This window comes from Euzebya sp. (genome assembly GCF_964222135.1).
GTDB lineage: Bacteria > Actinomycetota > Nitriliruptoria > Euzebyales > Euzebyaceae > Euzebya.
On the sequence record NZ_CAXQBR010000055.1, the window covers coordinates 24,486 to 44,936 of the forward strand.

Genomic DNA, 20,451 nt, shown 5'->3' on the forward strand with positions numbered 1-20,451 from the left:
GTGGGTGTGCCGGCGCGGGTGCGGTCCTGACCTGCGCTTCCTCGACGGTCGGTGCGGTCCCCGTCGCAGCTGAACGGCGTTAGGTGCACCGAGAGTTCGATCGGGCGACCGGGCGAGGGGAGGGGCGAGGTGACGCCGACGGGCACCCCGGCGCCCTCAGCCCGCGGGGTGGAGGGTGCGGAGCGGGAGGCGCCGCGGCGGTTGGATCGGCAGCGGGGCCCGTGGGAGGGCGCCGGCGGCGACGAGCTGCTCGCGGTGCACCCGCTCGGTGTGGATGAACCGCGCCAGCCCGCCGGCGTCCGCCAGCATCGACTTGGTCACGACGATGACGCGGTACCCCAAGCGCTCGAGGGCGTGCCGGCGGGTCGCGTCCGCCTCGGTCCGGCCGTCGTGCGGGTTGCCGTGGTACTCGATGATCAACATCGCCGAGAGGAACACGAAGTCCACCCGCAGCTGGCCGACGATCACGACCTGGCAGTCGGGGAGGGGTGGGTGGTCCTCGAAGAGGAGGCGGAAGGCCCTCCGCTCGCCCTCGCTCTCCTGGTCGAAGGCGCCCGCGTCGTACAGCGCGACCAGCCGGCGGGCGCCCGCGTGGCCGAGGGCCTGCCAGGTGGCCACCGCGTCCGGCAGCCAGAGCTTCCGGTCCCACCGCAGCTGGTCCACCGCCGTCCGGATCTGCCGGTCCGACAGGTCGCGGTCCAGCGCGGCGTCGGCGACCGCGCGGTCGGGGAAGGTGGTCGGGTGGCCCAGCAGGTGGCGGACGGCGACCTCGGCCAGATCGACCCGACGGCGGGAGAACGCCTGCGGTGTGGAGCGCGGGTCGCGGCCGCCGGCGACGAGCACGAGCGGGCGGCAGGGCAGCTCGAACCCCTCCACACGCTCGAGGGCCAGCACCGGCGCACCGGAGAAGACAGCCGGCACGTCCGGGGTCGTGGCGCGCTGGCCGATGTAGCGGGTCGCCAGGTGGAGGCACTGGTCGTCGGGCACCTCGCCGTCGGCGTCGCGGTAGATGCCGTGGAGCAGGCGCTCTGCGAGGCCGTCCACGACCCACCCGGCCGGCTGCGTCCGGTGGAACCCGAGCCGGACGAGCTCACGGGTGGACAGGATCCTCCCGGGAGCGCGGGCGAAGGCCTCCGCGGCGGCCCTGGGCAGCATCAGCCGAGCGTCGCGGGTGCGGCGGATCCGGCGCGGACGAGTTGCTCCAGGGTGTGGACAACTCCCTCCCCTGACTCTCGGTGCAGTGACCGCGGTCACCCAGGCGTCGTGGATCTGCTCTGTGCCGGTGCTGGACAGGCCCCGGGGCGACTCTCGGTGCGCCCGACCCCTCAGGTGAACGGCGCTAGGTGCACCGAGAGTTCGAACGAGGGCGTTCGGGGCGTTCGAGGTGGGCGTGATCGCGGAGCTGCGGGACCGGGGGATCAGCCCGGACGTGGTGGCCGGGACGTCCGCCGGAGCGCTCAACGCCGGGGCGATCGCCGGCGGCGTGCCGACCGACGCGCTGATCGAGGCGTGGCGCTCGCTCCGGCCCTGGCAGGTCGCCCGACCGCGGCTGGACCTGTGGCGCCTCGCCAGACCCGAGGGCCTGTGGGAGGGGAGCGGGATCGCCGACCGGCTCCTCGGCAGCGTCGGGTGGTCCTGGCTGATGGACACGCGGGTCCAGCACGGCGTGGTGGCCGACATCCTCGGTGACGAGGTCATCCGCGAGCCGCTCGCCGACATCGCGGTGACCGCCGTCGACATCGCGGACGGCTCGACGACGACCTTCGTGAACCGCCGCCCACCCCACGCGCCGGACCACGCCGACTACCAGGTCGTCGACCCGATCACCGTCGACCACCTGCTCGCGTCGTCGGCCATCCCCCTGCTGTTCACCCCCGTCGAGATCGGGGGGACGGCCTACTGGGACGGCGGGGTCATCTCCAACACGCCGCTGTCGCCGGCCATCCACATGGGCGCGACCCGCCTGATCGTGGTCGAGGCCATCGACGTCAAGCGCCCCGCCCGCGGCCGCGAGTCGCTCGGCCACGCCGCGGCGGTGCTGGTCGACACGATGTTCGACCACATCCTGCACACGGACCTGAAGCTCGCGGGCGCCCGCAACCGCATCGACGGATACCGCCACGTGGAGTGGAAGGTCATCTCGCCGGATCCTGCGCAGCTCACGCCGCACCTGGGCCTCGACTTCGGTGCCCGCACCGACGAGCTGATCACCTCCGGTCGTCAGCAGGCCGCCAGGGTGCTCGACGAGTCGCCGTGGCTCGACGACTGGCCGTGATCCGGTGAATCGCTTGACAGCTATATAGCTATAGAAGCATATTAGGCGTCATGCCCACGACGTTCGACGTCCTGGCCGATGCCAGCCGCCGGCGGATCCTGGACCTGCTCCGCGACGGCGAGCGTCCGGTCTCGGACCTGGTCGAGGACCTCGGCCTGACCCAGCCGACCGTCTCCAAGCACCTGCGGGTGCTCCGGGAGGCCGGCTTCGTCACCGCCCGACCGGACGCCCAGCGCCGGCTGTACCGGTTGCGGCTCCGGCCGCTGCGGGAGCTCGACGCCTGGCTGGCCCCCTACCGGCGGCTCTGGAGCGACCGGTTGGACGCACTCGAAGACCACCTCGACCAGATGGAGGACTGACCATGGACACCGCCCCCACCGGCCCGGACGCCTCGATGGCGACCGTCGTCCGGGCCGACGGCCGGACGGGCCTCCGGTTCGAGCGCCACCTCGCCCACCCGCCGGAGAAGGTCTGGCGGGCCATCACCGAGTCCGCGCACCTGCGATCATGGTTCCCCGCTGACATCGTGGGGGAGCGGCGGCCCGGGGCAGCGATCGAGCTGCCGTTCTGGCCCGACCACGTCGAGGCCCACGACATCGCCGACCCCGTCCTGTCCGGCGAGATCCGGGTGTGGGACCCGCCGCGGGAGTTCACCTGGACCTGGGACGGCGACCTGCTCCACTGGCAGCTGACCTCCGAGGGCGATGGCACACGCCTGACGTTCACGACCTGGCCCGCGGACCAGGACGACCACCCGGCGCTCTCGGACCAGGCCGCCGGGTACCACGTCTGCCTCGACCACCTGGAGGTCCTGCTCGACGGGGGAGACCTCACCCCCCTGGCCGCGGCCGACCCCAGCCCGCTGGAGGTCCGGTACGCCGCGCTGCTCGACTCGACCGGCTGACCCGGCTCCGACCACGCCGGCTAGCAGATCCGCGGCAGCTGCGCACCGATCTGGGTGTCCACCACGCGGGTGCCGCCGATGCCGGTGCGGGCGGCGACCATGCCCGGGTGGTCGGCGACCACCTCGCCGATGACGGCCGCCCGCTCGCCCTCGGGATGGCGGCGGATCGCCTCGAGCGCGGCGTCGGCCTGCTCCGGCGGGACGATCGCGACGAGCTTCCCCTCGTTCGCCACGTAGACGGGGTCCATGCCGAGCATCTCGCAGGCCGCGGCGACGAGCCGGTCGACCGGCAGCAGCGCCTCGGTGTAGGTGATGCCGACCTGCGCGGCCGCGGCGATCTCGTTCAACGTCGCCGCCAGCCCGCCGCGGGTCGGGTCGCGCAGCACGTGGACGTCGGGGGCGGCGGCGAGCAGGTCGGCGACGACGTGGTTGAGGGCCGCGGTGTCCGAGGCGATCTCCGAGGTGAACTCGAGCCCCTCACGCCGGCTCATGATCGCCATCCCGTGGTCCCCGAGCGTCCCCGACACGATCACCTTGTCGCCGGGGCTGGCGCGGTGCGGGCCGATGTCGACGCCGTCGGGCACCACGCCGATCCCGGTGGTGGTGATGTACACCCCGTCGCCGTGCCCGCGGTCGACGACCTTGGTGTCGCCCGCGACCAGCTCCACCCCGGCGTGCCGGGCCGCGGCCGCCATCGACAGGGCGATCGCGTTGAGCTGGTCGAGCCCGAACCCCTCCTCCAGGATGAACCCGCAGGTGAGGTGCTGGGGCACCGCGCCGGACATGGCCACGTCGTTGACGGTCCCGTGCACGGCGAGCTGCCCGATGTCCCCGCCGGGGAAGAACAGCGGCTGCACCACGAAGCTGTCGGTGGACACCGCGATCCGGCCAGCGGGCCGCTCCAGCACCGCGGAGTCCCCCAGCCGGTCCAGCACCGTCGAGTCGAACGCGGGGGCGAAGAGGTGCTCGACCAGCTCGGCCGAGAGCTTGCCGCCGCCGCCGTGGCCCATGACCACCTGCGGGAACTGGCGGAGGGGGAGGGGGCAGGTCGCGCCCTCGAAGTCGAGGTCGGCGCTCATCGTGCCGTCCCGGCGATCTGGTGGAACCGGCCGTAGGTGAAGTAGGCGGCGCAGGCCCCCTCCGACGACACCATCGTCGCCCCGAGCGGCGATCGGGGGGTGCACTCGACCCCGAACGCCGGGCAGTCGGTGGGCTTGAGGGTCCCCTGCAGCACCTCGCCGGCGCGGCACGCCGTCGACTCCTCGGTGTGGATGTCGGTGACGGTGAAGCGCTCGGCCGCGTCGAACTCGGCGTACGCGTCGCTCAGCGCCCAGCCGCTCTGGGGGATGGTCCCGATGCCACGCCAGGTCCGGTCGACGACGGTGAAGACCTCCTCGAGCATCGCCTGGGCGCCGACGTTCCCCTCGCGGGTCACCGCCCGCGGGTAGCCGTTCTCGAGCTCGGCCCGCACGGCCTCCAGCTGGCGGACCGCCCGGAGGATCCCGTCGAGGACGTCGGCCGGCTCGAAGCCCGTGACGACGATCGGGACGTCCCAGCGCTCGACGATCGGCTCGTACTGCCAGGTGCCCATGACGCTGCACACGTGCCCCGCCGCGAGGAACGCCTGGACCCGGTTGGTGGCCGAGGAGAGGATGGCCTCGATCGCCGGCGGCACCAGCACGTGGGACACCAGCATCGAGAAGTTCCCCACCCCGTTCCGCCGCGCCTGGTGCACCGCCATCGCGTTGGCCGGGGCGGTCGTCTCGAACCCGACGCCGAAGAACACGACCTGGTTGTCGGGGTTCTCCGCCGCGATCCGGTAGGCGTCGAGGGGTGAGTACACGATCCGGACGTCCGCGCCCTGGCTCTTCACGCTGAACAGGTCGGTCGTCGACCCGGGCACGCGCAGCATGTCGCCGAACGAGCAGAAGATCACCCCGGGCTGGGCGGCGATGGCGAGGGCCCGGTCGATCGTCTCGAGCGGCGTGACGCACACCGGGCAGCCCGGCCCGTGGACCAGCTCGACCTCGTCGGGCAGCAGCACGTCGATGCCGTTGCGGATGATGGAGTGGGTCTGGCCGCCGCAGACCTCCATCAGCACCCACGGGCGGGTCACGGTGCGCGCGATCTCGGCCAGCAGGCCGGTGGCGACCTCGGGGTCCCGGAACTCCGTGAGGTACTTCACGTCCCGGCGCCCCAGTCCGCCGCCCGCTCAGCCGCCGCGGGGTCGAGCTCCTCGGCGAGGACCCCCTGGCGGCGCATCAGCGCGAGGGTCTCCATCGCGCTGTCCTCGTCGAGCTTGGTGATCGCGAAGCCCACGTGGACGATCGTGTAGTCACCGACCTCGAGCTCCGGCAGGTACTCGAGGCACACCTCCTTGACGATCCCGTCGAAGTCGACCCGGCCCATCCGGGCCCCGTCGGACTCGCCGATCTCGATGATCCGGCCGGGGATGCCCAGGCACATGGCAGCGACCTCGCTCGTTGGTGACGGGGACGGACGCTACGCCGGCTCCGGCCTCGCGGACAGGCCCATCGGCCCGGTCCGGCCGGGACCCCCCGAGGTCGGGGGCGACCCACGCCCGCCGCAGGTCACCGGGCCAGCTGGGCCGCCGCGACCGCGACCTGGCCGAGCGCGAGCCCGCCGTCGTTCGGGGGGACCAGGCGGTGGGTGAGGACCTCGAAGCCCTGCTCGGCCAGCGCCCGGGCGACGGCGGTGGTCAGCACGACGTTCTGGAAGACGCCGCCGGAGAGCCCCACGACGTCCAGGCCGTGGGTGGCGCGGACCCGCTGGGAGGCCACGACGATGCCGTCGCGCACGGCGGCGTGGATGCGGGCCGCGATCGCCCCGACCGGGGTGCCGATGCGGACGTCCGACACGACGGCGGCCACCACGGGCCGGGGATCCCAGACGCCGTCGTCACCGACGGCGAACCGGTAGCTCCCCGGCTCGTCGGCGTCGACGAGCGCCTCGAGCTCGATCGCGGCCTGCCCCTCGTAGGAGATCACCTGCCGCACGCCGCACAGCGCGCTGAGCGCGTCGAGCAGCCGTCCCATCGAGCTCGTCGCCACCACCCCGAGGCCCCGCTCGAGCTGCGTGGCGAGGACCCGCCGCTCGTCCTCGCCCGACGCGGCGACCGGCGCCAGGTCGCCATCCCAGCCGAGACCGGCCTCCGCCAGCCGGGCGAGCGCCTGGCGGTACGGCCGCTCGACCGCCGCGTCACCGCCGGCCAGGGCCGAGGGGCGGAGGTGGCCGACGCGCTCGAGACCGGCGAGGTCCGCGAGCAGGACCTCGCCGCCCCAGATCGTGTCGTCCGTGCCGTAGCCGGTGCCGTCGAAGCTGAACCCGATGATCGGGCCGGCGCGGCGGTGCTCGGCGAGCAGGGACGCGAGGTGGGCGTGGTGGTGCTGCACCGCGATGACGGGGCGCCCGCCGGCGTGCCGCCGCGCCCACGCCGCCGAGGCGTACCCGGGGTGGGCGTCGCAGACCAGCACCTCGGGGTCGGTCCGGAACAGCCGGCTCATGTGGTCGACGGCCCGCTCGAAGGCGGCCAGGACCTCGAGGCTGCCCATGTCCCCGACGTGCTGGCTCATGAAGGCGTGCCCGCCACGGCGGAGGCAGGCCGTGGCCTTCAGCTCGCCGCCGACGGCGAGGACCGGGGGGCCGTCCGGCAGGTCCAAGGGGACCGGGTAGGGCGCGTACCCGCGCGAGCGCCGCAGCGGCAGCACCGAAGGGCCCGACCCGACGTCGACGACGCGGACCACCGAGTCGTCGCACGGCACCGCGATCGGCCGGTCGTGGCCCAGGATCGCGTCGGCGATGCCACCCAACCGGTCCCGCGCCTCGTCGTCGCCCGTGCAGATCGGCTCGCCCGACCGGTTGCCCGACGTCATGACCCACACCTCTCCCGGCTCGACCAGCAGGGCGTGGAGGGGGCTCGGCGGCACCGTGACGCCGAGGAAGCCGTTGCCCGGTGCGACCGCCGACGAGACCGACCCCGGTCGTGCGGTGACCAGCACGATCGGCCGCTCCGGCCCCTCCAGCAGCGCCGCCTCACCATCGTCCACCCGGGCGATCGCCCGTGCGGTGCCCAGGTCGGCGACCATGACCGCGAACGGCTTGTCGGGTCGCGACTTGCGGCTGCGCAACGCCGCGACGGCGTCGTCGAGATCGGCCCGGCATGCCAGGTGGTAGCCCCCGACGCCCTTCACCGCGAGCACCCCCCCGCCCACGACGACCGCGCGGGCGGCGCGCACCGGATCCGCGTCGTGGACCGGCACCCCGACGGGCGACTCGAGCCACACCCGCGGACCGCAGGTCCCACAGGCGGTCGGCTGGGCGTGGAAGCGGCGGTCCGCCGGGTCGTCGTACTCCGCACGGCAGGCCGCGCACATCGCGAAGGCGGCCATCGTCGTCGACGGCCGGTCGTAGGGCACGTCGGTCGTGATCGTGAACCGCGGCCCGCAGTCGGTGCAGTTGAGCAGCGGGTAGCGGTACCGGCGGTCGGCCGGATCGGTCAGCTCGCCCAGACAGGCGTCGCAGGGCGCGAGATCGGGGGCGACCAGCGTCAGCGCGCCGGGGGAGGGGCGGGACGCCACGATCGTGAAGCCGATCTCCCCCGTCGGCGTGCGGTCCTCGGCCCCGACCGACTCGATCCTGGCGAGCGGCGGGGCGTCGGCGACCAGGCGGCGGGTGAACGCCTCGACGGCCTCGGCCGGGCCCTCCACCTCGCAGAACACGCCGGCCGCGTCGTTGCCGACGTGTCCGGCCAGCCCGAGGGAGGAGGCCAACCGGAAGGCGAACGGACGGAACCCGACGCCCTGGACGACGCCCGCCACCCGCAGCGCCCGGCGGACGGCGCGGGTGGGAGGGGTCGGGGTCACCGGGGGATCAACGCACCCGTCCCGGCGGGCGTCAAACTCAGGTCCAGGTGGCCTTGCCGACGCCGTAGTCCTCGACGGGGTTGCCGGCCTCGTCGAGGTCGAGCGCGCCGTTGCCGTTGCCATCGACCACGACGACCAGGGCGCAGTCCTCGGCCTGGCTGGCCAGGCGGACGTCGATCTGACCGTCGTCGCCGGGCTCGGCGAGGAAGATCGTGGTGTCGTCCACGTCGGTGTCGTTGACCACGGCGATGCGGGCCTGGCCGGTGTCGGTCGTCGCGAACCCGTCCGCGTCGCCGTCGCCGTCCGCGTCGACGAAGGTGTCGGGGCCGCTGCCGGTGACGTCGGCGGCGGTGCAGGGGAACAGGATCAGGTCGAGCGGGCCGTCGAGCGGCTGGCCGTCGGTGCGGCGGGCGACCTCGAAGTCGAAGGTGGTCGGCGCCTCACCCTCTAGGGCCTCCATCGGCTGGACCTCGAAGGTCTGGCCGGTCTCGGGGATCTCGGGCGGCGCCTCGCCGCAGGACTCCGCGAGCCCCTCGGCGCCGTTGGCCACCTCAGGCGACACCGCGGCGGTCCCGCCGACGACCTGCAGGACCTCGATCGTGGGGCAGTTCTCGACGAACCACCCGCCGGCCTCCTCGCCCAGCAGGCCCTGGGTGGCGGTCAGCAGGATCGGGGCGTCCTCGACCGAGGACAGCGTGCCGGCGGTCAGCGCATCGGCGAAGTCGTCGCCACGGGCCAGCAGCGGCGTGACGGCCTGGAAGTAGCCGACGTCGACGAAGTAGTCCGCGACGACGGTGGCGGTGTCCGCGCGGTTGATGCCGCCGAGGCGGGTCACGTCGATGCCGCGGGCCTCGATGTCGTCGACGACGACGTCCCCGATGGCCTCGGGGCCGCCGGCGATGACCACGTGCGCGGGCTGGAGCTCGTCGAGCACCCACGCGGCCTGCGGGGCGAGGATGCCGCCGGGGGTGAGGAGGAGGGGGAAGGCGCCGTCGTGGGCCGGGCCGCTGAGGGTCAGCGCATCGGCGAAGTCCTCGCCGCTCGCCATCAGCACGGTCGGTCGGCCGTCGATGGTCGGCAGGGCGCCGTTGATCGCGGCAGTGGTCCTGGCGACGTTCGCCGCGGTGAAGTACGGGTCGTCACCGCCGATGCGGTCGGTCTCGACGAGGTCGGTGAGCTGGGCCTCGACCTGGGCGCTGATCGCATCGAGCCCGCCGGCGATGATCACGCGATCGACGCCGAGGTCACCGATGGCGGCGGCGGTGGTGGCGGCGAGCTGCTCTGGCGGGGTCAGCAGCACGGGGGCGTCCATCGCGCCGGCGAGGCCGGAGCCCACGAGCGCGCCCTGGTAGGTCGTGGAGCTGGCGACGACGGCCTCGCTCGCGCCCTCGGGGAAGGACAGGTCCGCGACGGCGGCGGCCGTCTCGAGGCGGGTCTCGCCGGCGACGCGGGCGGGCTGGACGTCCTCGACGGCGGCGGCGGGCACGGTGGGCACGAGCAGCGCGAGGGTGCCGATCAGCACGAGCAGCAGGTGCCGCGTCCGTCCGAGTGGTCCTGGCGAGCGGGTCGATCGGGTCATGGCGCGGGTCTCTCCGAGGTCGCGGATCGCGTGCGGGGCGCGGTCAGGCGACCGCCGATCCCCACGCGGCCTCACCCCTGGCCTAACCGGCTGCACCCCCTGTCCAAACGGACCACGGCCGCCCGCTGGCGCCGACCCGGGCCCGCGGAGCGTGGGTAGGCTCGCCCGTCGTGCCCGGGACCGAGCCCCCTCCACCGCCGTCGTTCCGCCGCTCCCCCGCGCGCGTCGACCGCCAGCTGGTGCTCGCGGCCAAGCTCCGCGCCCAGCGCAGCGACCTGCGCCGCCTCGCCGAGACCCGGGCGTGGCTCGGCGGGCACCGCGCCCCGCACCGCCGCGTCGACCTGACCACCGATGACGGGGTCCGCATCGCCGCCTCCTGGCTGCCAGGCCCGCGTGCACGCGGCCCGGGGGTGGTCCTGGTCCACGGGTTCGCGGCGAGCCGTCGCAAGCCCGCGTACGCCCTGCTGGCCGACCACCTCGCGGGCACCGTCGACGGCCTGAGCCTCGACCTCCGCGGCCACGGCCAGTCCGGCGGGCGCTGCCGCCTCGGCGCGGACGAGTGGCGGGACGTGGCCGCGGGCGTCGCCGCCCTGCGCGACCGGGGCACCCGCGACGTCGTCGTGGTCGGCGTGTCCCTCGGCGCGACCGCCACCTGCCACGCGCTGGCGCGGGGCCTCGACGTGGCGGGGGTGGTGCTCATCTCCGGCAGCGCCCGGCACCACGACCTCGACCTGCCCGGCATGCGGACGCTCGACGGGCTGTGGCGCCACCCGGTGAAGCGGCGGGTGTGGCAGCTCCTCGCGGGGTTCCGCATGGACGACCCGGCCACCATCCCGCCGTACCCCGACCCGGTCGACCTCCTGGGTGGGACCTCGACCCCGGGGCTGGTCGTGCACGGCCCGGACGACGACTACTTCTCCCTGGACCACGCGACCGCCCTCCGCGACGCCGCCGGGGGGTCCGCGACCCTGTGGGAGGAGGCCCCGGGCTTCGGGCACGCGGAGGACGGCATCACGCCGGCGCTCTGCGCGCGGCTGGCCGCCGCGGTCACGACCGTGGTGACCGACCGCTCCTTCGACCGCGCCCCTGGGCCCGGATCCGACGGCTGACCTCGCCGGCCGATCTCGGCACGGACGGTCACGTACGGCATCGGGGGACGCCCAATCGACCCTTGGCACGGGCACAGGAGTTGACTTACCTTAACTCACGCCACACCAGTCACACGAGAGGTGGCCCCACGCCATGCGCCAGAGCTTCCCCACCCGCCGCGGCATGATCGTCGCGGTGGCCGGCCTGACCATCGTCACCGGCCCCACCGCCGCGTCCGGCTACGTCGTCGAGCGCGGCGACACCCTGTCCGGCATCGCCTCCCGCCACGGCGTGTCCACCGCCGCGGTCGCCGACGCGAACGGCCTCGCCGACCCCGACCTGATCGTCGAGGGCGCGGTCCTGGTGATCCCCTCCGGCTCCGGGCGACCGAGCGCGGTCACGCACGTCGTGGCGCCCGGTGAGACCCTCAGCCACATCGCGGCGATGTACGGCGTGTCGGTCAGCGCGCTCGCCGAGGCGAACGGCATCGACGACCCCGACCTCATCTACAGCGGGCGCCAGATCGCGGTGGCCGGCGGAGCGGGCGGTGGCGGGACGACCGCGACCCCGGCGGCCACCGGCGGGGGTGGGCGCGCCGCTGACCGCGACGAGGTCCGCCGGCTGATCGTCGAGACCGCGCAGCGCTGGGGCTGGCGCCCCGCGATCCCCCTCGGGCTCGCGATGCAGGAGTCCGGCTGGAACAACACCGTCGTCTCCTCCGCCGGGGCGATCGGCATCATGCAGGTGCTCCCCGCGACCGGGGAGTGGGCCGGCACGTACCTGCTGGACCGCCAGCCCGACCTGCGCCAGCCCGCCGACAACGTGGCTGCGGGCATCGCCTACCTCGACTACCTCTACGGGCGCTTCGACGGCGACATCGAGCTGACCCTCGCCGCCTACTACGAGGGCCCGCGTCGGGTGGAGGAGCGCGGCCCGTCAGAGGGCGGCCGCCGCTACGCGGCCAACGTCATCGCTCTGTCAGAGCGCTACGGCTGAGCGCTGTCAGAGCGCGACGGCTGAGCCGTCTGCGAGCGCGCCGGCTGGCGCTCGGGCCGGCGCAGGCCGTCGAGCAGCAGGTCGAGGGTGTGGTCGGTGACCGCGTCGGCGTCGAGCTCCACCTCGCCGAGGCCGTGGCCGAGCGCGGTGACCAGCCCGTGCACGGTCGCCCACAGGCTGACCGCCGTGGTGAAGGGGTCGACGTCGCGCAGCTCGCCCGCTTCGACGCCCGCCGCGACGATCCCGGCCATCTCCTCGAGCGTCCGCAGGCCGATCAGCTCCTCGGGGTCGACGAGCTCGACGACCTTCGCCATCGGGAGGGTGGTGAACAGCGTCGTGTACTCCGCCGGCCGTTCGAGGCCGAAGCGGACGTAGGCCCGACCGCAGGCGCGGAGCTGCGCGGCGGGTGACGCGAGCCCCTCCCTGGCCAGGCGCAGGTGGTCGGCGAGCGCGGTGAACCGCCGGTGGCAGACCTGCACGAACAGGTCGTCCTTGTCGGCGAAGTGCAGGTACACGCTCGTCGCGCTGACGCCGACCTCCCGGGCGACCTGGCGCAGCGACACCGAGTCGACGTTGCCGCGCTCGCCGAGCAGCCGCTCCGCGGCGTCCATCAGCTCGTCCCGCAGGCGGTCGCCCTCGCCGGCGGCCGCGCGGTGGCTCCGTCGGCTGCTCGCTCCGGCCGCGGGCGACGTGGTCGACATGGCTAGACGGTAGCCGGCCTCCGGTCCTCGGCGGTCGAGGCCGTGTCGTCGTCGAGGTCGATGACCTCCGAGAAGCCGATGCGCTCGTGCAGCCGCCGGAGCGGTGCGGGTGCCCACCAGTTCCACGTCCCGGCGAGCCGCATGAACGCGGGGACGAGGGTGGTGCGGACGATGAAGGCGTCGGCCAGCACCGCGAGCGTCATGCCGAACCCGAACAGCTTCATGAACGACACCGAGCCGGTCAGCCCGAAGGACACGAACACGACGGCGATCAGGACCGCGGCAGCCGTGACGATCCGCCCGGTCCGCTCGAGCCCGGAGGCGACCGAGCCGATGGGGTCGCCCGTGGCGTCCCACTCCTCCTTGATCCGGCTGAGCAGGAACACCTCGTAGTCCATGCTCAGGCCGAAGGCCAGGACGAACAGCAGCACCGGCATGGTCACCGCCAGCGAGCCGGTGGCGGTGAACCCGAGCGCCTCCTCGAACCGGCCCTGCTGGAAGACCCACACCATCGCGCCGAGCGTGGCGGTCAGGCTCAGGAGGTTCAGGACGATGGCCTTCAGCGGCATGAGGACCGACCCGAAGCTGAGGAACAGCACCACGAAGGTGATCACCGCGATCAGCGCCAGCGCCACCGGCAGCCGGTCGAGGAGCCCGTCGACGGAGTCGGTCAGCTCCGCCGAGGGCCCCCCGACCAGCACCCCCTGCGCGGGGGCACCCACCGCGCGGACGGCGGCGACCAGGTCGCGGCCGGCGTCCGACAGGGGCTCCACGGCGGAGATCACCGACAGGTGCGTGCGGTCCCCGACGGCCCGGTCCACGGCATCCGGCAGCTCGACGGGCAACCGGCCCCCCGCGGCGTAGGTCCCGGTCGCGGCGTCGACGCGTGCGACGCCGTCCAGGCCGCTGAGCGCCACGGCGTAGCCCTCCACCTCCTCCGCGTCCGCGACGCCCGACAGCACGACGGTGACCGCGGACGCCTCGCGGGAGTCGAACTCCTCGCGCAGGACGTCGGCGACCTGGCGGGTCTCCGCGCCCGGCGGCAGGACGCGGTCGTCGGGGAAGCCGAGGGCCACGTCGAGGAAGGGCAGCCCCAGGACGAGCAGGAGCAGGGTCGAGACCGTGGCGATCGGCACCGGCCGCCGCATCACCGCCATGGCGATGCGGTGCCACGTCCCCTCCGTCGCCTCGCCCGGCGCGGCGGTCCGCACCCGGCGCACGGTCAGGGCGTTGACCCGGTGGCCGAGGACGGTCAGCAGCGCCGGCAGCACGACGACCGCGCCGACCACGGCGAGGCCGACCACGGCGAGGCCGACCACGGCGATGCCCGCCCAGGCGAAGGACCGCAGGAACGCGAACTGGAACACCGCGAGCGCGGCCAGGCTGGAGGCGACCGTCAGGCCGCTGAACAGCACGGTCCGACCCGCGGTCCGGCGCGTCCGAACGACGGCGGTCGTGACGTCGTGGCCGGCGGCGAGCTCCTCGCGGAACCGGTTGACGACCAGCAGGGCGTAGTCGATCGCGAGCCCCAGGCCCAGGGCGGTCGTGAAGTTCAGCGCGAAGACGCTGACGTCGGTGACCCCGGCGATCAGCTCGAGCGCGAGGAAGGTGCCGAGGATCGCCAGGCCGCCGATGGCCAGGGGGAGGAGGGCGGAGACGACCGACCCGAAGATCACGATCAACAGGACGAGGGTCACCGGCAGGGCGATCAGCTCGGCGGCGACGAGGTCCTCCTCGACGACCTCGTTGATCTCGGCGAAGGTGGCCGTGATGCCGCCCACCTGCACGGCCATCACCTCGGTGTCGCTTGGCAGCTCCTCGCGCAGCGTGGCCGCGGCGTCGAGGCGGGCCTCCTCGTCACCGGCCAGGCGGACGAGCACAAGGGCGCGGTCGCCCGATGCCGAGCGCAGCGGCGGCGCACCGCCCAGCCCCCAGTAGCTGACGACCTCAGCCACCTCCGGACGCGCGGCCAGGTCGTCGGCGAGCGCGGTGGCGGCGCGGGTGACCGCCGGCGCGTCCACGTCCCCCTCCGCCGCGGTCACCAGCAGGGTCAGGTCGGGCCCGCCGGCGTCGAAGGTCTCCTCGAGCGCGGTCCGCGCCGCGGCGGACTCCGAGCCGGGGTCGTCGAAGCCGCCGGAGACGAGGGAGTCCTGGACATCGCCGCCGACCGCGCCGGCCAGCACGACCCCGAGCAGGGCGACGACGATGACGGCCCAGGGCCGTCGGGCGGGGAGCGGGAGTGCCATGGCGGGTCCTGACGGAGCGGTCGAGTGCTGGCGCCAACCAACATAACGACGTCAAGTTGACGATGTCAACATCCTGGGTTGCCAACCTCCGTGGATTCGCCGCCTGCGCGTGGCGGGGTAGGTGAGGAGCTGAGCGCCCTCCACCCGGCGGGCCAGGACGCAGGACGAGAGCTGACGTGAGCACCCAGACCGACCGCCCCCGCATCGTCGACCAGGGCGAACCCGCCCCGCTACCCGAGCCGCGGGGCGACGCGAGCGCCGCGCTCATGAAGGCGCTGTCCCAGCCGGGCGGCCACCTGCCGGACCTGCCGGAGCCCACCGACGACCCGTTGACGGGCGAGGACGCCGCGCTGGCCCTCTACCTGTGCTACGAGCTCCACTACCGCGGGCTGGAGGGCGTCGACGATGCCTGGGAGTGGGATCCGGGTCTCCTGGCCCACCGCCAGCGCCTGGAGACGGCCTTCGAGGACCGCCTGCGCGACGAGGTCGGCCGGCTCCCCGCCGGGTTCGACCTCGCCGAGGAGCTGTGGGCGCTCGCCGCCGGGGCCGAGTCCCCCGACGCCCTGAGCGCCCGCATGGCCCGGGAGGGCACCTGGTCCGACCTGTGCGAGATCTCGGTCCACCGCTCCGCCTACCAGCGCAAGGAGGCCGACCCCCACACCTGGGGCATCCCGCGCCTGGCGGGCGAGCCCAAGGCCCGCCTGGTCGCCATCCAGTCCGACGAGTACGGGGAGGGCATCACCGAGGAGATGCACGCCGGGCTGTTCGGCCTGTCCATGCAGGGCATGGGCCTCGACCCGACCTACGGCGCCTACCTGGACCACATCCCCGGCGTGACGCTGTCGACGGTCAACCTCATCTCGTTCTTCGGCCTCCACCGCCGCTGGCGCGGCGCCCTGATCGGGCACCTCGCCGGGTTCGAGATGGCCTCCGTCGCCCCGATGCGCAACTACGCGACTGCGCTCCGACGCCTGGGCTGCGACGACTGGACCTGCCTGTTCTACGACACCCACGTCGTCGCCGACGCCGAGCACCAGTACGTCGCGGTGGAGCTGGCCGAGAGCCTGGTCACCCAGACGCCCGCGATGAAGGCCGACGTCCTGTTCGGCGCGAGCGCGCTGTCGGCGGTGGAGGGGATGATGAGCAGCCACCTCACCGACTGCTTCGGGGCGGGTCGGACGTCCCTCCGCCTCCCCCTCGACCTCCCGCCGGCCCCCGCGGACCGCTGACCCGTGGCGCCTACAGTGCGGGCATGCGCTTCGGGCTGACCCTCTGCAACCACGGCGAGTACGCGGACCCCGCGCTGCTCGCCGACCTCGCCGTCGCCGCCGAGGACGCCGGGTGGGACGGCGTGTTCGTGTGGGACCACATCGCCCGCGACGGCGAGCCGCCGATGACCGACCCGCAGGTGGCGCTGGCGGCCATCGCGACCCTGACCGCGCGCATCACGATCGGCCCGATGGTCACCCCGCTCGCACGCCGACGGCCCTGGAAGGTGGCGCGCGAGGCGGTCGCGCTCGACCACCTCTCGGGCGGCCGCACCGTCCTCGGCGTCGGGCTCGGCGTGCACGCCGAGGAGTTCGGGCAGCTGGGGGAGGAGGGCACCGCCCGCGGCCGGGCGGCGCTGCTCGACGAGGCCCTCGAGGTCATCACCGCGCTGTGGACGGCCGAGCCGGTCCGCCATCACGGGGCGGCCTTCGACGTCGAGGCGCACTTCACCCCCGGGCCGGTCCGCGGGCACATCCCGATCTGGGTCGGCGGTACCTGGCCGAACGCCGCGCCGTTCCGCCGCGCAGCCCGGTACGACGGCGTGTTCCCGGTCACCCGGGCCGGGTACGAGCCCGCGGACTACACCGCGATGCGGGCCTTCATCGCCGAGCACCGCGATCCGGCCGCCCCCCCGCCCACCGTCGTGCACCAGGGCAGCGGCGAGGCCGGCGACATCGACCGCTGGCCGGCGTACGCCGAGGTGGGCGTCGACTGGTGGCTCGAGTCCTTCCGCTCCGAGGAGCGCCCGGTCGCCGAGTGCCGCGCGGTCATCGCCGCGGGACCGCCGTCCACGACCTGATCGAGTTCCGGGTTCGCATCCGCGACGTCGGGGCAGGACCATGACATGGCCAAGGATCACGGACCCAGCGTGAAGGACGACGAGCAGTACGAGGCGCTGCGCGACCAGGGCATGAGCAAGTCCAAGGCCGCGGCGATCGCCAACTCCGGTGAGGAGGCCTCGGAGAAGGGCGGCAAGAGCCCGTCCTACGACGAGTGGACGAAGGAGGACCTCTACGAGCGGGCGCAGGAGCTCGACGTGGAGGGCCGCTCGGACATGTCGAAGGACGAGCTCATCGACGCCCTCCGCAAGGGTTCCTGAACGACCGGGTTCCTGACCCTCACCGCCGGCGGAACCGCACCGGCAGGGGCACCGACGGGGTGAGGGTGATGTCGCTGCGCACCGGGGTGTCCCGCGTGAGCGCGACGACCTCCGCGCGGGCCAGCACGGTCGCCAGGATCAGCTGCATCTCGAGGACCGCGGTGTGGGCCCCGATGCACGACCGCGGGCCGGCGCCGAACGGCAGGTAGGTGTGGCGCGGGCGGTCGGTGGCGGGCACGTCGACGAACCGCTGTGGCCGGAACGCCTCGGGGTGGGGGTAGAGGTCGGGGTGGCGGTGCAGGCTCCAGAAGTTCGTGTACGCCATCGTCCCGGCCGGCACGTCCCAGCCGTCGACGACGGCGTCCTCCGCGGCCCGCCGCCCCGTCCCCGGCGCCGAGGGGTACAAGCGCATGGTCTCGTCCATCACCGCGGTCGTGAGCCTGAGCCGCTGGGCGTCCTCCGCGGTCTCCACCGGCCCGAGCGCGGCGACCTCGTCTGCGGCGTCGGACTGCACCTCCGGGTGCATGCCGAGCAGCTGCAGGGCCATCGTCAGGGCGGTCGCCGTCGTGTCGTGGCCCGCGGCGACGAACACGAGGACCTGGTCGCGGATCTCGGCGTCGGTGACCCGCCGCCCGGTGTCGGGGTCCTCTGCCAGCCGCAGCCGGCCGATGAAGGAGTCCTCGTCCGCGGTCGCGCCGGCCAGCACCTCGTCGACCAGCGCGTAGACCTCGCGGACCGCCCGCTCCTGGCGGCGGATGTGGGGCAGGGGCGTCCGCCGCGGCAGCACCAGCGGGCCGAAGGCGCGTTCGATGATGTAGGCCGAGACGGTCTGGAAGTGCCGCTCGAGGCGGTCCGCCAGGTCGTCGCGACCGGCGCCGAACAGCAGGTCGGTGACGATGACGAGGGTCAGCCGGAGCACCTCGCTGCGCAGCGACAGGGGTCGCTCGGCGGCGATCCAGCGCGCCACCGCCTCCTCGGCCCGCCTGCGGACGAGCGGGGCGTAGGCGGCTGACTGCTTCGCCGTGAACAGCGGGGACAGCACACGGCGCTGGAACCGCCAGTCCTCGCCGTAGGCGCTGAACAGCCCCGTGCCCAGCACGTCCCGGAAGGCCTCGAAGAACGGGTGCCCGGTCTTGGTGAAGGGCGAGCGCGCGCCGAGGATCTGCCCGATCGCCTCGGGCGTCCGCGTCACCGTCAGCCGTCGGCCGATCAGCGGCGGGCCGAACCGGAGGCTGAAGGTGTCACCCCAGTCGAGGTGGAGGCGCTGCCACTCCCCGGCGATGTGGGACGAGGTCGCGAGCGGCAGGTGGCCGATGAGCGGGTTGGCCCGGGGGCCGGGGGCGAGGCGGGGCATCGGCGACGGTCCTCCACGGTGGCCTGGTCGACGGGTCCTCCGGTGGAGGGCGGTCCACGTGTCGCGGTCCACCCGGCCGGAGAGGGTCTCCACATGACTGCGATGACCACCATGCCACGGCTCGGGATGGGCACCTGGGAGCTGACCGGCGACCGTGCCGCCCCCGCGGTCGAGACCGCGATCGGCCTCGGCTACCGCCACATCGACACCGCCCAGATGTACGGCAACGAGACGGAGGTGGGCCGCGGCATCGCCGCGAGCGGCATCGACCGCGACGAGCTGTGGGTCACGACCAAGCTCGCCAACGGCAACCACGCGCCGGACGACGTCGTGTCGTCCACCGAGGGGTCGCTGCGGGACCTCGCGCTCGACCACGTGGACCTGCTGCTCATCCACTGGCCCGTGGAGCCCGACCGCCTGGAGGCCACGCTCGAGGCCATGGCTGGGCTGCGGGACCGCGGGCTGACCCGTCACGTGGGCGTGAGCAACTTCACCGCCGACCAGGTCAAGCGCGCCCAGTCGGTGACCGACATCCTCACCGACCAGGTGGAGTACCACGCCCTGCTCGACCAGCGTCCCGTCCTCGAGGCGGTCCGCGCGATCGAGGGGGTGCTGACCGCCTACTCGCCCCTCGCCCGCGGCGAGCTGCTCAGCCACCCGGTGATCGTCAACATCGCTGGTGCGCGCAGCGCCAGCCCTGCGCAGATCGCCCTGCGCTGGCTGCTCGACCAGGACGACGTCGTCGTGATCCCGAAGGGCAGCAGCGAGGACCACCTGCGCGACAACCTCGCCGCCCTCGACATGCCACCCCTCGAACCGGAGGACACCGCGGCCATCGACGCCCTCCCGAAGTCCGAGCGCGTGATCGACCCGCCGTTCGCGCCCGACTGGGACTGAGCTGCTGCCACCGGGGTCGCCCTGTGGACAACACCGCCGGCTCCCGCGGTCGGCGGTGTTGCATGTCCGGTGATGGCTGACACCGATCCCACACCCGCGACGCTCGACCGGGTGCGACGTGACGCCCGGGCCGCGCTCCGCCGGACGGGTGCGGTCACCCTCGAGGGCCTCGCGGCCGAGCTGCGCACCGACTGGGGCCGATCGCTGCCGGACGCCAGGTGGCTGGTGGCGGCCCTCGACGCCGACCCGCTGGTGCGGCGGCTGCCCGACGGCCGCTGGCTCGACCTGGCCGCCACGGTGCACGGTCGCGCCTTCACCATCGCCGTCGACGATGCCGTCGACGACGCGCGCACGCGCGGCCGGGCGGGCGGGTTGTGGCCCGTCGACGCGGATCTGGCGACCGCGCTGTCGCCTCTCGCGGGGTGGGCGGAGGTGCCGGTCAGCGGGGCGGCGGGACGGGGGATGGCGCCGGTGGTCACCGGCCGGTCCGGCCAGCGCGTCCTCGTCGTCCCGCCCGTCCTGGTGCCGGTCGGCGAGCTCGCCGTGGTGGTGCCGGGTCCGGAGGGACTGCACCTCTCCGCCGGGGTCGTCGACGAGGTGGCCACGGCCCGGCTGCTCCAGGCCCTGCGGGTGGTCCGGGCGGTCGCGTCGCACGACGGACCGGACACCACCTGGTCGGCGACGGACCTCGAGCTCGCCGCGCTGTCGGGGGACGTGGCGCTGCGGACGACGCCGACCGCGCCGCTGACCCGGTGCGTGCCCGACCTGTCAGACGACGGCGCGGCCGTCGCCTGAGCGGGGCACGACCGCCTACCCTCTGGCGCCATGGGCCACGACGACCTCGAGGAGCTGGCGCGCGCCGGTCGTCCGCTGCCCGATGCGCTCGTCGACCCCCACCCGGAGCGCGTGCCCGCAGTCGCGGCTGATCAGGTCCTCGCGGTCCACCGGGCGGCGGTCGCCGACGGCGCCGAGGGCTATGTCGACCCCGTCAGCGGGCTGCTGTGCTTCACCGCCCTGCACCACTGGCGGCGCGGGCGCTGCTGCGGGCTCGGGTGCCGCCACTGCCCCTGGGTGGACGCCGCCGGGCGCCTGGGTGGCCGCTGACCGGCCGACCGCGGCAGCGCCGTGACGGCGATACGGTCGGCGTTTCCCCGACGTC

20 protein-coding genes are annotated in these 20,451 nt (G+C 74.2%); 11 read left to right on the forward strand and 9 right to left on the reverse strand.

Annotated features, from left to right (window positions below):
- Positions 1-156: 156 nt before the first annotated feature.
- Complete coding sequence (locus ACEQ2X_RS12340) at positions 157-1,155, reverse strand: DUF559 domain-containing protein (protein ID WP_370326113.1); 999 nt, start codon at positions 1,153-1,155, stop codon at positions 157-159.
- Positions 1,156-1,384: 229 nt separating this feature from the next.
- Here ACEQ2X_RS12340 and ACEQ2X_RS12345 point away from each other — a divergent pair, with 229 nt between their 5' ends.
- The 3 genes from ACEQ2X_RS12345 to ACEQ2X_RS12355 are packed head-to-tail and all read left to right on the forward strand — an operon-like array spanning position 1,385 to position 3,179.
- Positions 1,385-2,275 carry a patatin-like phospholipase family protein gene (locus ACEQ2X_RS12345; protein ID WP_370326114.1) on the forward strand — a complete coding sequence of 297 codons (891 nt, stop codon included), beginning with the start codon at positions 1,385-1,387 and terminating at the stop codon, positions 2,273-2,275.
- A 50-nt stretch (positions 2,276-2,325) separates the two neighbouring features.
- On the forward strand, positions 2,326-2,634 hold the full coding sequence (locus tag ACEQ2X_RS12350) for an ArsR/SmtB family transcription factor (RefSeq protein ID WP_370326115.1): 309 nt from the start codon (positions 2,326-2,328) through the stop codon (positions 2,632-2,634).
- A gap of 2 nt (positions 2,635-2,636) precedes the next feature.
- Positions 2,637-3,179, forward strand: coding sequence for an SRPBCC family protein (locus tag ACEQ2X_RS12355; protein ID WP_370326116.1), 543 nt, complete (start codon positions 2,637-2,639; stop codon positions 3,177-3,179).
- A gap of 20 nt (positions 3,180-3,199) precedes the next feature.
- Here ACEQ2X_RS12355 and hypE read toward each other — a convergent pair whose 3' ends face one another.
- The 5 genes from hypE to ACEQ2X_RS12380 all read right to left on the reverse strand — a co-directional run bounded on the left by hypE (position 3,200) and on the right by ACEQ2X_RS12380 (position 9,641).
- Positions 3,200-4,258, reverse strand: coding sequence for a hydrogenase expression/formation protein HypE (gene hypE / locus ACEQ2X_RS12360; RefSeq protein WP_370326117.1), 1,059 nt, complete (start codon positions 4,256-4,258; stop codon positions 3,200-3,202).
- Complete coding sequence (hypD, locus tag ACEQ2X_RS12365) at positions 4,255-5,364, reverse strand: hydrogenase formation protein HypD (protein WP_370326118.1); 1,110 nt, start codon at positions 5,362-5,364, stop codon at positions 4,255-4,257. The genes hypE and hypD overlap by 4 nt, the downstream gene beginning before the upstream one ends.
- Positions 5,361-5,645, reverse strand: coding sequence for a HypC/HybG/HupF family hydrogenase formation chaperone (locus ACEQ2X_RS12370; protein ID WP_370326119.1), 285 nt, complete (start codon positions 5,643-5,645; stop codon positions 5,361-5,363). Before ACEQ2X_RS12370 ends, hypD begins: the two co-directional genes overlap by 4 nt.
- 125 nt (positions 5,646-5,770) lie before the next feature.
- Positions 5,771-8,062, reverse strand: coding sequence for a carbamoyltransferase HypF (gene hypF / locus ACEQ2X_RS12375; RefSeq protein WP_370326120.1), 2,292 nt, complete (start codon positions 8,060-8,062; stop codon positions 5,771-5,773).
- A 37-nt stretch (positions 8,063-8,099) separates the two neighbouring features.
- Positions 8,100-9,641, reverse strand: coding sequence for a cell wall-binding repeat-containing protein (locus tag ACEQ2X_RS12380; RefSeq protein ID WP_370326121.1), 1,542 nt, complete (start codon positions 9,639-9,641; stop codon positions 8,100-8,102).
- Between the two features lie 170 nt (positions 9,642-9,811).
- On the opposite strand from ACEQ2X_RS12380, the gene ACEQ2X_RS12385 reads away from it, so the two are divergent.
- Positions 9,812-10,750 carry an alpha/beta hydrolase gene (locus ACEQ2X_RS12385; RefSeq protein ID WP_370326122.1) on the forward strand — a complete coding sequence of 313 codons (939 nt, stop codon included), beginning with the start codon at positions 9,812-9,814 and terminating at the stop codon, positions 10,748-10,750.
- Between the two features lie 133 nt (positions 10,751-10,883).
- Entirely contained in the window at positions 10,884-11,726 is an 843-nt protein-coding gene (locus ACEQ2X_RS12390; protein ID WP_370326123.1) for a LysM peptidoglycan-binding domain-containing protein, read from the forward strand.
- On the opposite strand, the gene ACEQ2X_RS12395 is transcribed toward ACEQ2X_RS12390, so the two are convergent.
- Positions 11,717-12,427 carry a TetR/AcrR family transcriptional regulator gene (locus ACEQ2X_RS12395; protein WP_370326124.1) on the reverse strand — a complete coding sequence of 237 codons (711 nt, stop codon included), beginning with the start codon at positions 12,425-12,427 and terminating at the stop codon, positions 11,717-11,719. The genes ACEQ2X_RS12390 and ACEQ2X_RS12395 overlap by 10 nt on opposite strands.
- A gap of 2 nt (positions 12,428-12,429) precedes the next feature.
- Positions 12,430-14,673 (reverse strand): MMPL family transporter, encoded by a 2,244-nt coding sequence (locus ACEQ2X_RS12400; protein ID WP_370326125.1) that lies wholly within the window; start codon positions 14,671-14,673, stop codon positions 12,430-12,432.
- Positions 14,674-14,849: 176 nt separating this feature from the next.
- On the opposite strand from ACEQ2X_RS12400, the gene ACEQ2X_RS12405 reads away from it, so the two are divergent.
- The 3 genes from ACEQ2X_RS12405 to ACEQ2X_RS12415 are packed head-to-tail and all read left to right on the forward strand — an operon-like array spanning position 14,850 to position 17,041.
- Positions 14,850-15,902, forward strand: a complete 1,053-nt coding sequence (locus ACEQ2X_RS12405) for an iron-containing redox enzyme family protein (RefSeq protein WP_370326126.1) — start codon at positions 14,850-14,852, stop codon at positions 15,900-15,902.
- 23 nt (positions 15,903-15,925) lie between these two features.
- Positions 15,926-16,741 carry an LLM class flavin-dependent oxidoreductase gene (locus ACEQ2X_RS12410; RefSeq protein WP_370326127.1) on the forward strand — a complete coding sequence of 272 codons (816 nt, stop codon included), beginning with the start codon at positions 15,926-15,928 and terminating at the stop codon, positions 16,739-16,741.
- A 45-nt stretch (positions 16,742-16,786) separates the two neighbouring features.
- Complete coding sequence (locus ACEQ2X_RS12415; RefSeq protein WP_370326128.1) at positions 16,787-17,041, forward strand: Rho termination factor N-terminal domain-containing protein; 255 nt, start codon at positions 16,787-16,789, stop codon at positions 17,039-17,041.
- Between the two features lie 19 nt (positions 17,042-17,060).
- Here the strand turns inward: ACEQ2X_RS12415 and ACEQ2X_RS12420 are convergent, their stop codons facing one another.
- Positions 17,061-18,395 carry a cytochrome P450 gene (locus ACEQ2X_RS12420; protein WP_370326129.1) on the reverse strand — a complete coding sequence of 445 codons (1,335 nt, stop codon included), beginning with the start codon at positions 18,393-18,395 and terminating at the stop codon, positions 17,061-17,063.
- Positions 18,396-18,488: 93 nt separating this feature from the next.
- On the opposite strand from ACEQ2X_RS12420, the gene ACEQ2X_RS12425 reads away from it, so the two are divergent.
- From ACEQ2X_RS12425 to ACEQ2X_RS12435, 3 genes are all read left to right on the forward strand, one after another.
- Positions 18,489-19,292: an aldo/keto reductase gene (locus ACEQ2X_RS12425; RefSeq protein WP_372530563.1), complete on the forward strand. Its 804-nt coding sequence runs from the start codon at positions 18,489-18,491 to the stop codon at positions 19,290-19,292.
- A 72-nt stretch (positions 19,293-19,364) separates the two neighbouring features.
- Entirely contained in the window at positions 19,365-20,087 is a 723-nt protein-coding gene (locus ACEQ2X_RS12430) for a hypothetical protein (RefSeq protein WP_370326131.1), read from the forward strand.
- A gap of 30 nt (positions 20,088-20,117) precedes the next feature.
- Positions 20,118-20,396 (forward strand): DUF5522 domain-containing protein, encoded by a 279-nt coding sequence (locus ACEQ2X_RS12435; RefSeq protein WP_370326132.1) that lies wholly within the window; start codon positions 20,118-20,120, stop codon positions 20,394-20,396.
- Positions 20,397-20,451 lie beyond the last annotated feature (55 nt).

Excerpts from the sequence above, each read along its gene's own strand:
- ACEQ2X_RS12340 (WP_370326113.1), bottom strand. The coding sequence starts at position 1,155 with ATGCTGCCCAGGGCCGCCGCGGAGGCCTTCGCCCGCGCTCCCGGGAGG.
- ACEQ2X_RS12350 (WP_370326115.1), top strand. The coding sequence starts at position 2,326 with ATGCCCACGACGTTCGACGTCCTGGCCGATGCCAGCCGCCGGCGGATC.
- ACEQ2X_RS12355 (WP_370326116.1), top strand. The coding sequence starts at position 2,637 with ATGGACACCGCCCCCACCGGCCCGGACGCCTCGATGGCGACCGTCGTC.
- hypE (WP_370326117.1), bottom strand. The coding sequence starts at position 4,258 with ATGAGCGCCGACCTCGACTTCGAGGGCGCGACCTGCCCCCTCCCCCTC.
- ACEQ2X_RS12370 (WP_370326119.1), bottom strand. The coding sequence starts at position 5,645 with ATGTGCCTGGGCATCCCCGGCCGGATCATCGAGATCGGCGAGTCCGAC.
- ACEQ2X_RS12380 (WP_370326121.1), bottom strand. The coding sequence starts at position 9,641 with ATGACCCGATCGACCCGCTCGCCAGGACCACTCGGACGGACGCGGCAC.
- ACEQ2X_RS12390 (WP_370326123.1), top strand. The coding sequence starts at position 10,884 with ATGCGCCAGAGCTTCCCCACCCGCCGCGGCATGATCGTCGCGGTGGCC.
- ACEQ2X_RS12395 (WP_370326124.1), bottom strand. The coding sequence starts at position 12,427 with ATGTCGACCACGTCGCCCGCGGCCGGAGCGAGCAGCCGACGGAGCCAC.
- ACEQ2X_RS12400 (WP_370326125.1), bottom strand. The coding sequence starts at position 14,673 with ATGGCACTCCCGCTCCCCGCCCGACGGCCCTGGGCCGTCATCGTCGTC.
- ACEQ2X_RS12410 (WP_370326127.1), top strand. The coding sequence starts at position 15,926 with ATGCGCTTCGGGCTGACCCTCTGCAACCACGGCGAGTACGCGGACCCC.
- ACEQ2X_RS12415 (WP_370326128.1), top strand. The coding sequence starts at position 16,787 with ATGGCCAAGGATCACGGACCCAGCGTGAAGGACGACGAGCAGTACGAG.
- ACEQ2X_RS12420 (WP_370326129.1), bottom strand. The coding sequence starts at position 18,395 with ATGCCCCGCCTCGCCCCCGGCCCCCGGGCCAACCCGCTCATCGGCCAC.
- ACEQ2X_RS12425 (WP_372530563.1), top strand. The coding sequence starts at position 18,489 with ATGACTGCGATGACCACCATGCCACGGCTCGGGATGGGCACCTGGGAG.
- ACEQ2X_RS12430 (WP_370326131.1), top strand. The coding sequence starts at position 19,365 with ATGGCTGACACCGATCCCACACCCGCGACGCTCGACCGGGTGCGACGT.
- ACEQ2X_RS12435 (WP_370326132.1), top strand. The coding sequence starts at position 20,118 with ATGGGCCACGACGACCTCGAGGAGCTGGCGCGCGCCGGTCGTCCGCTG.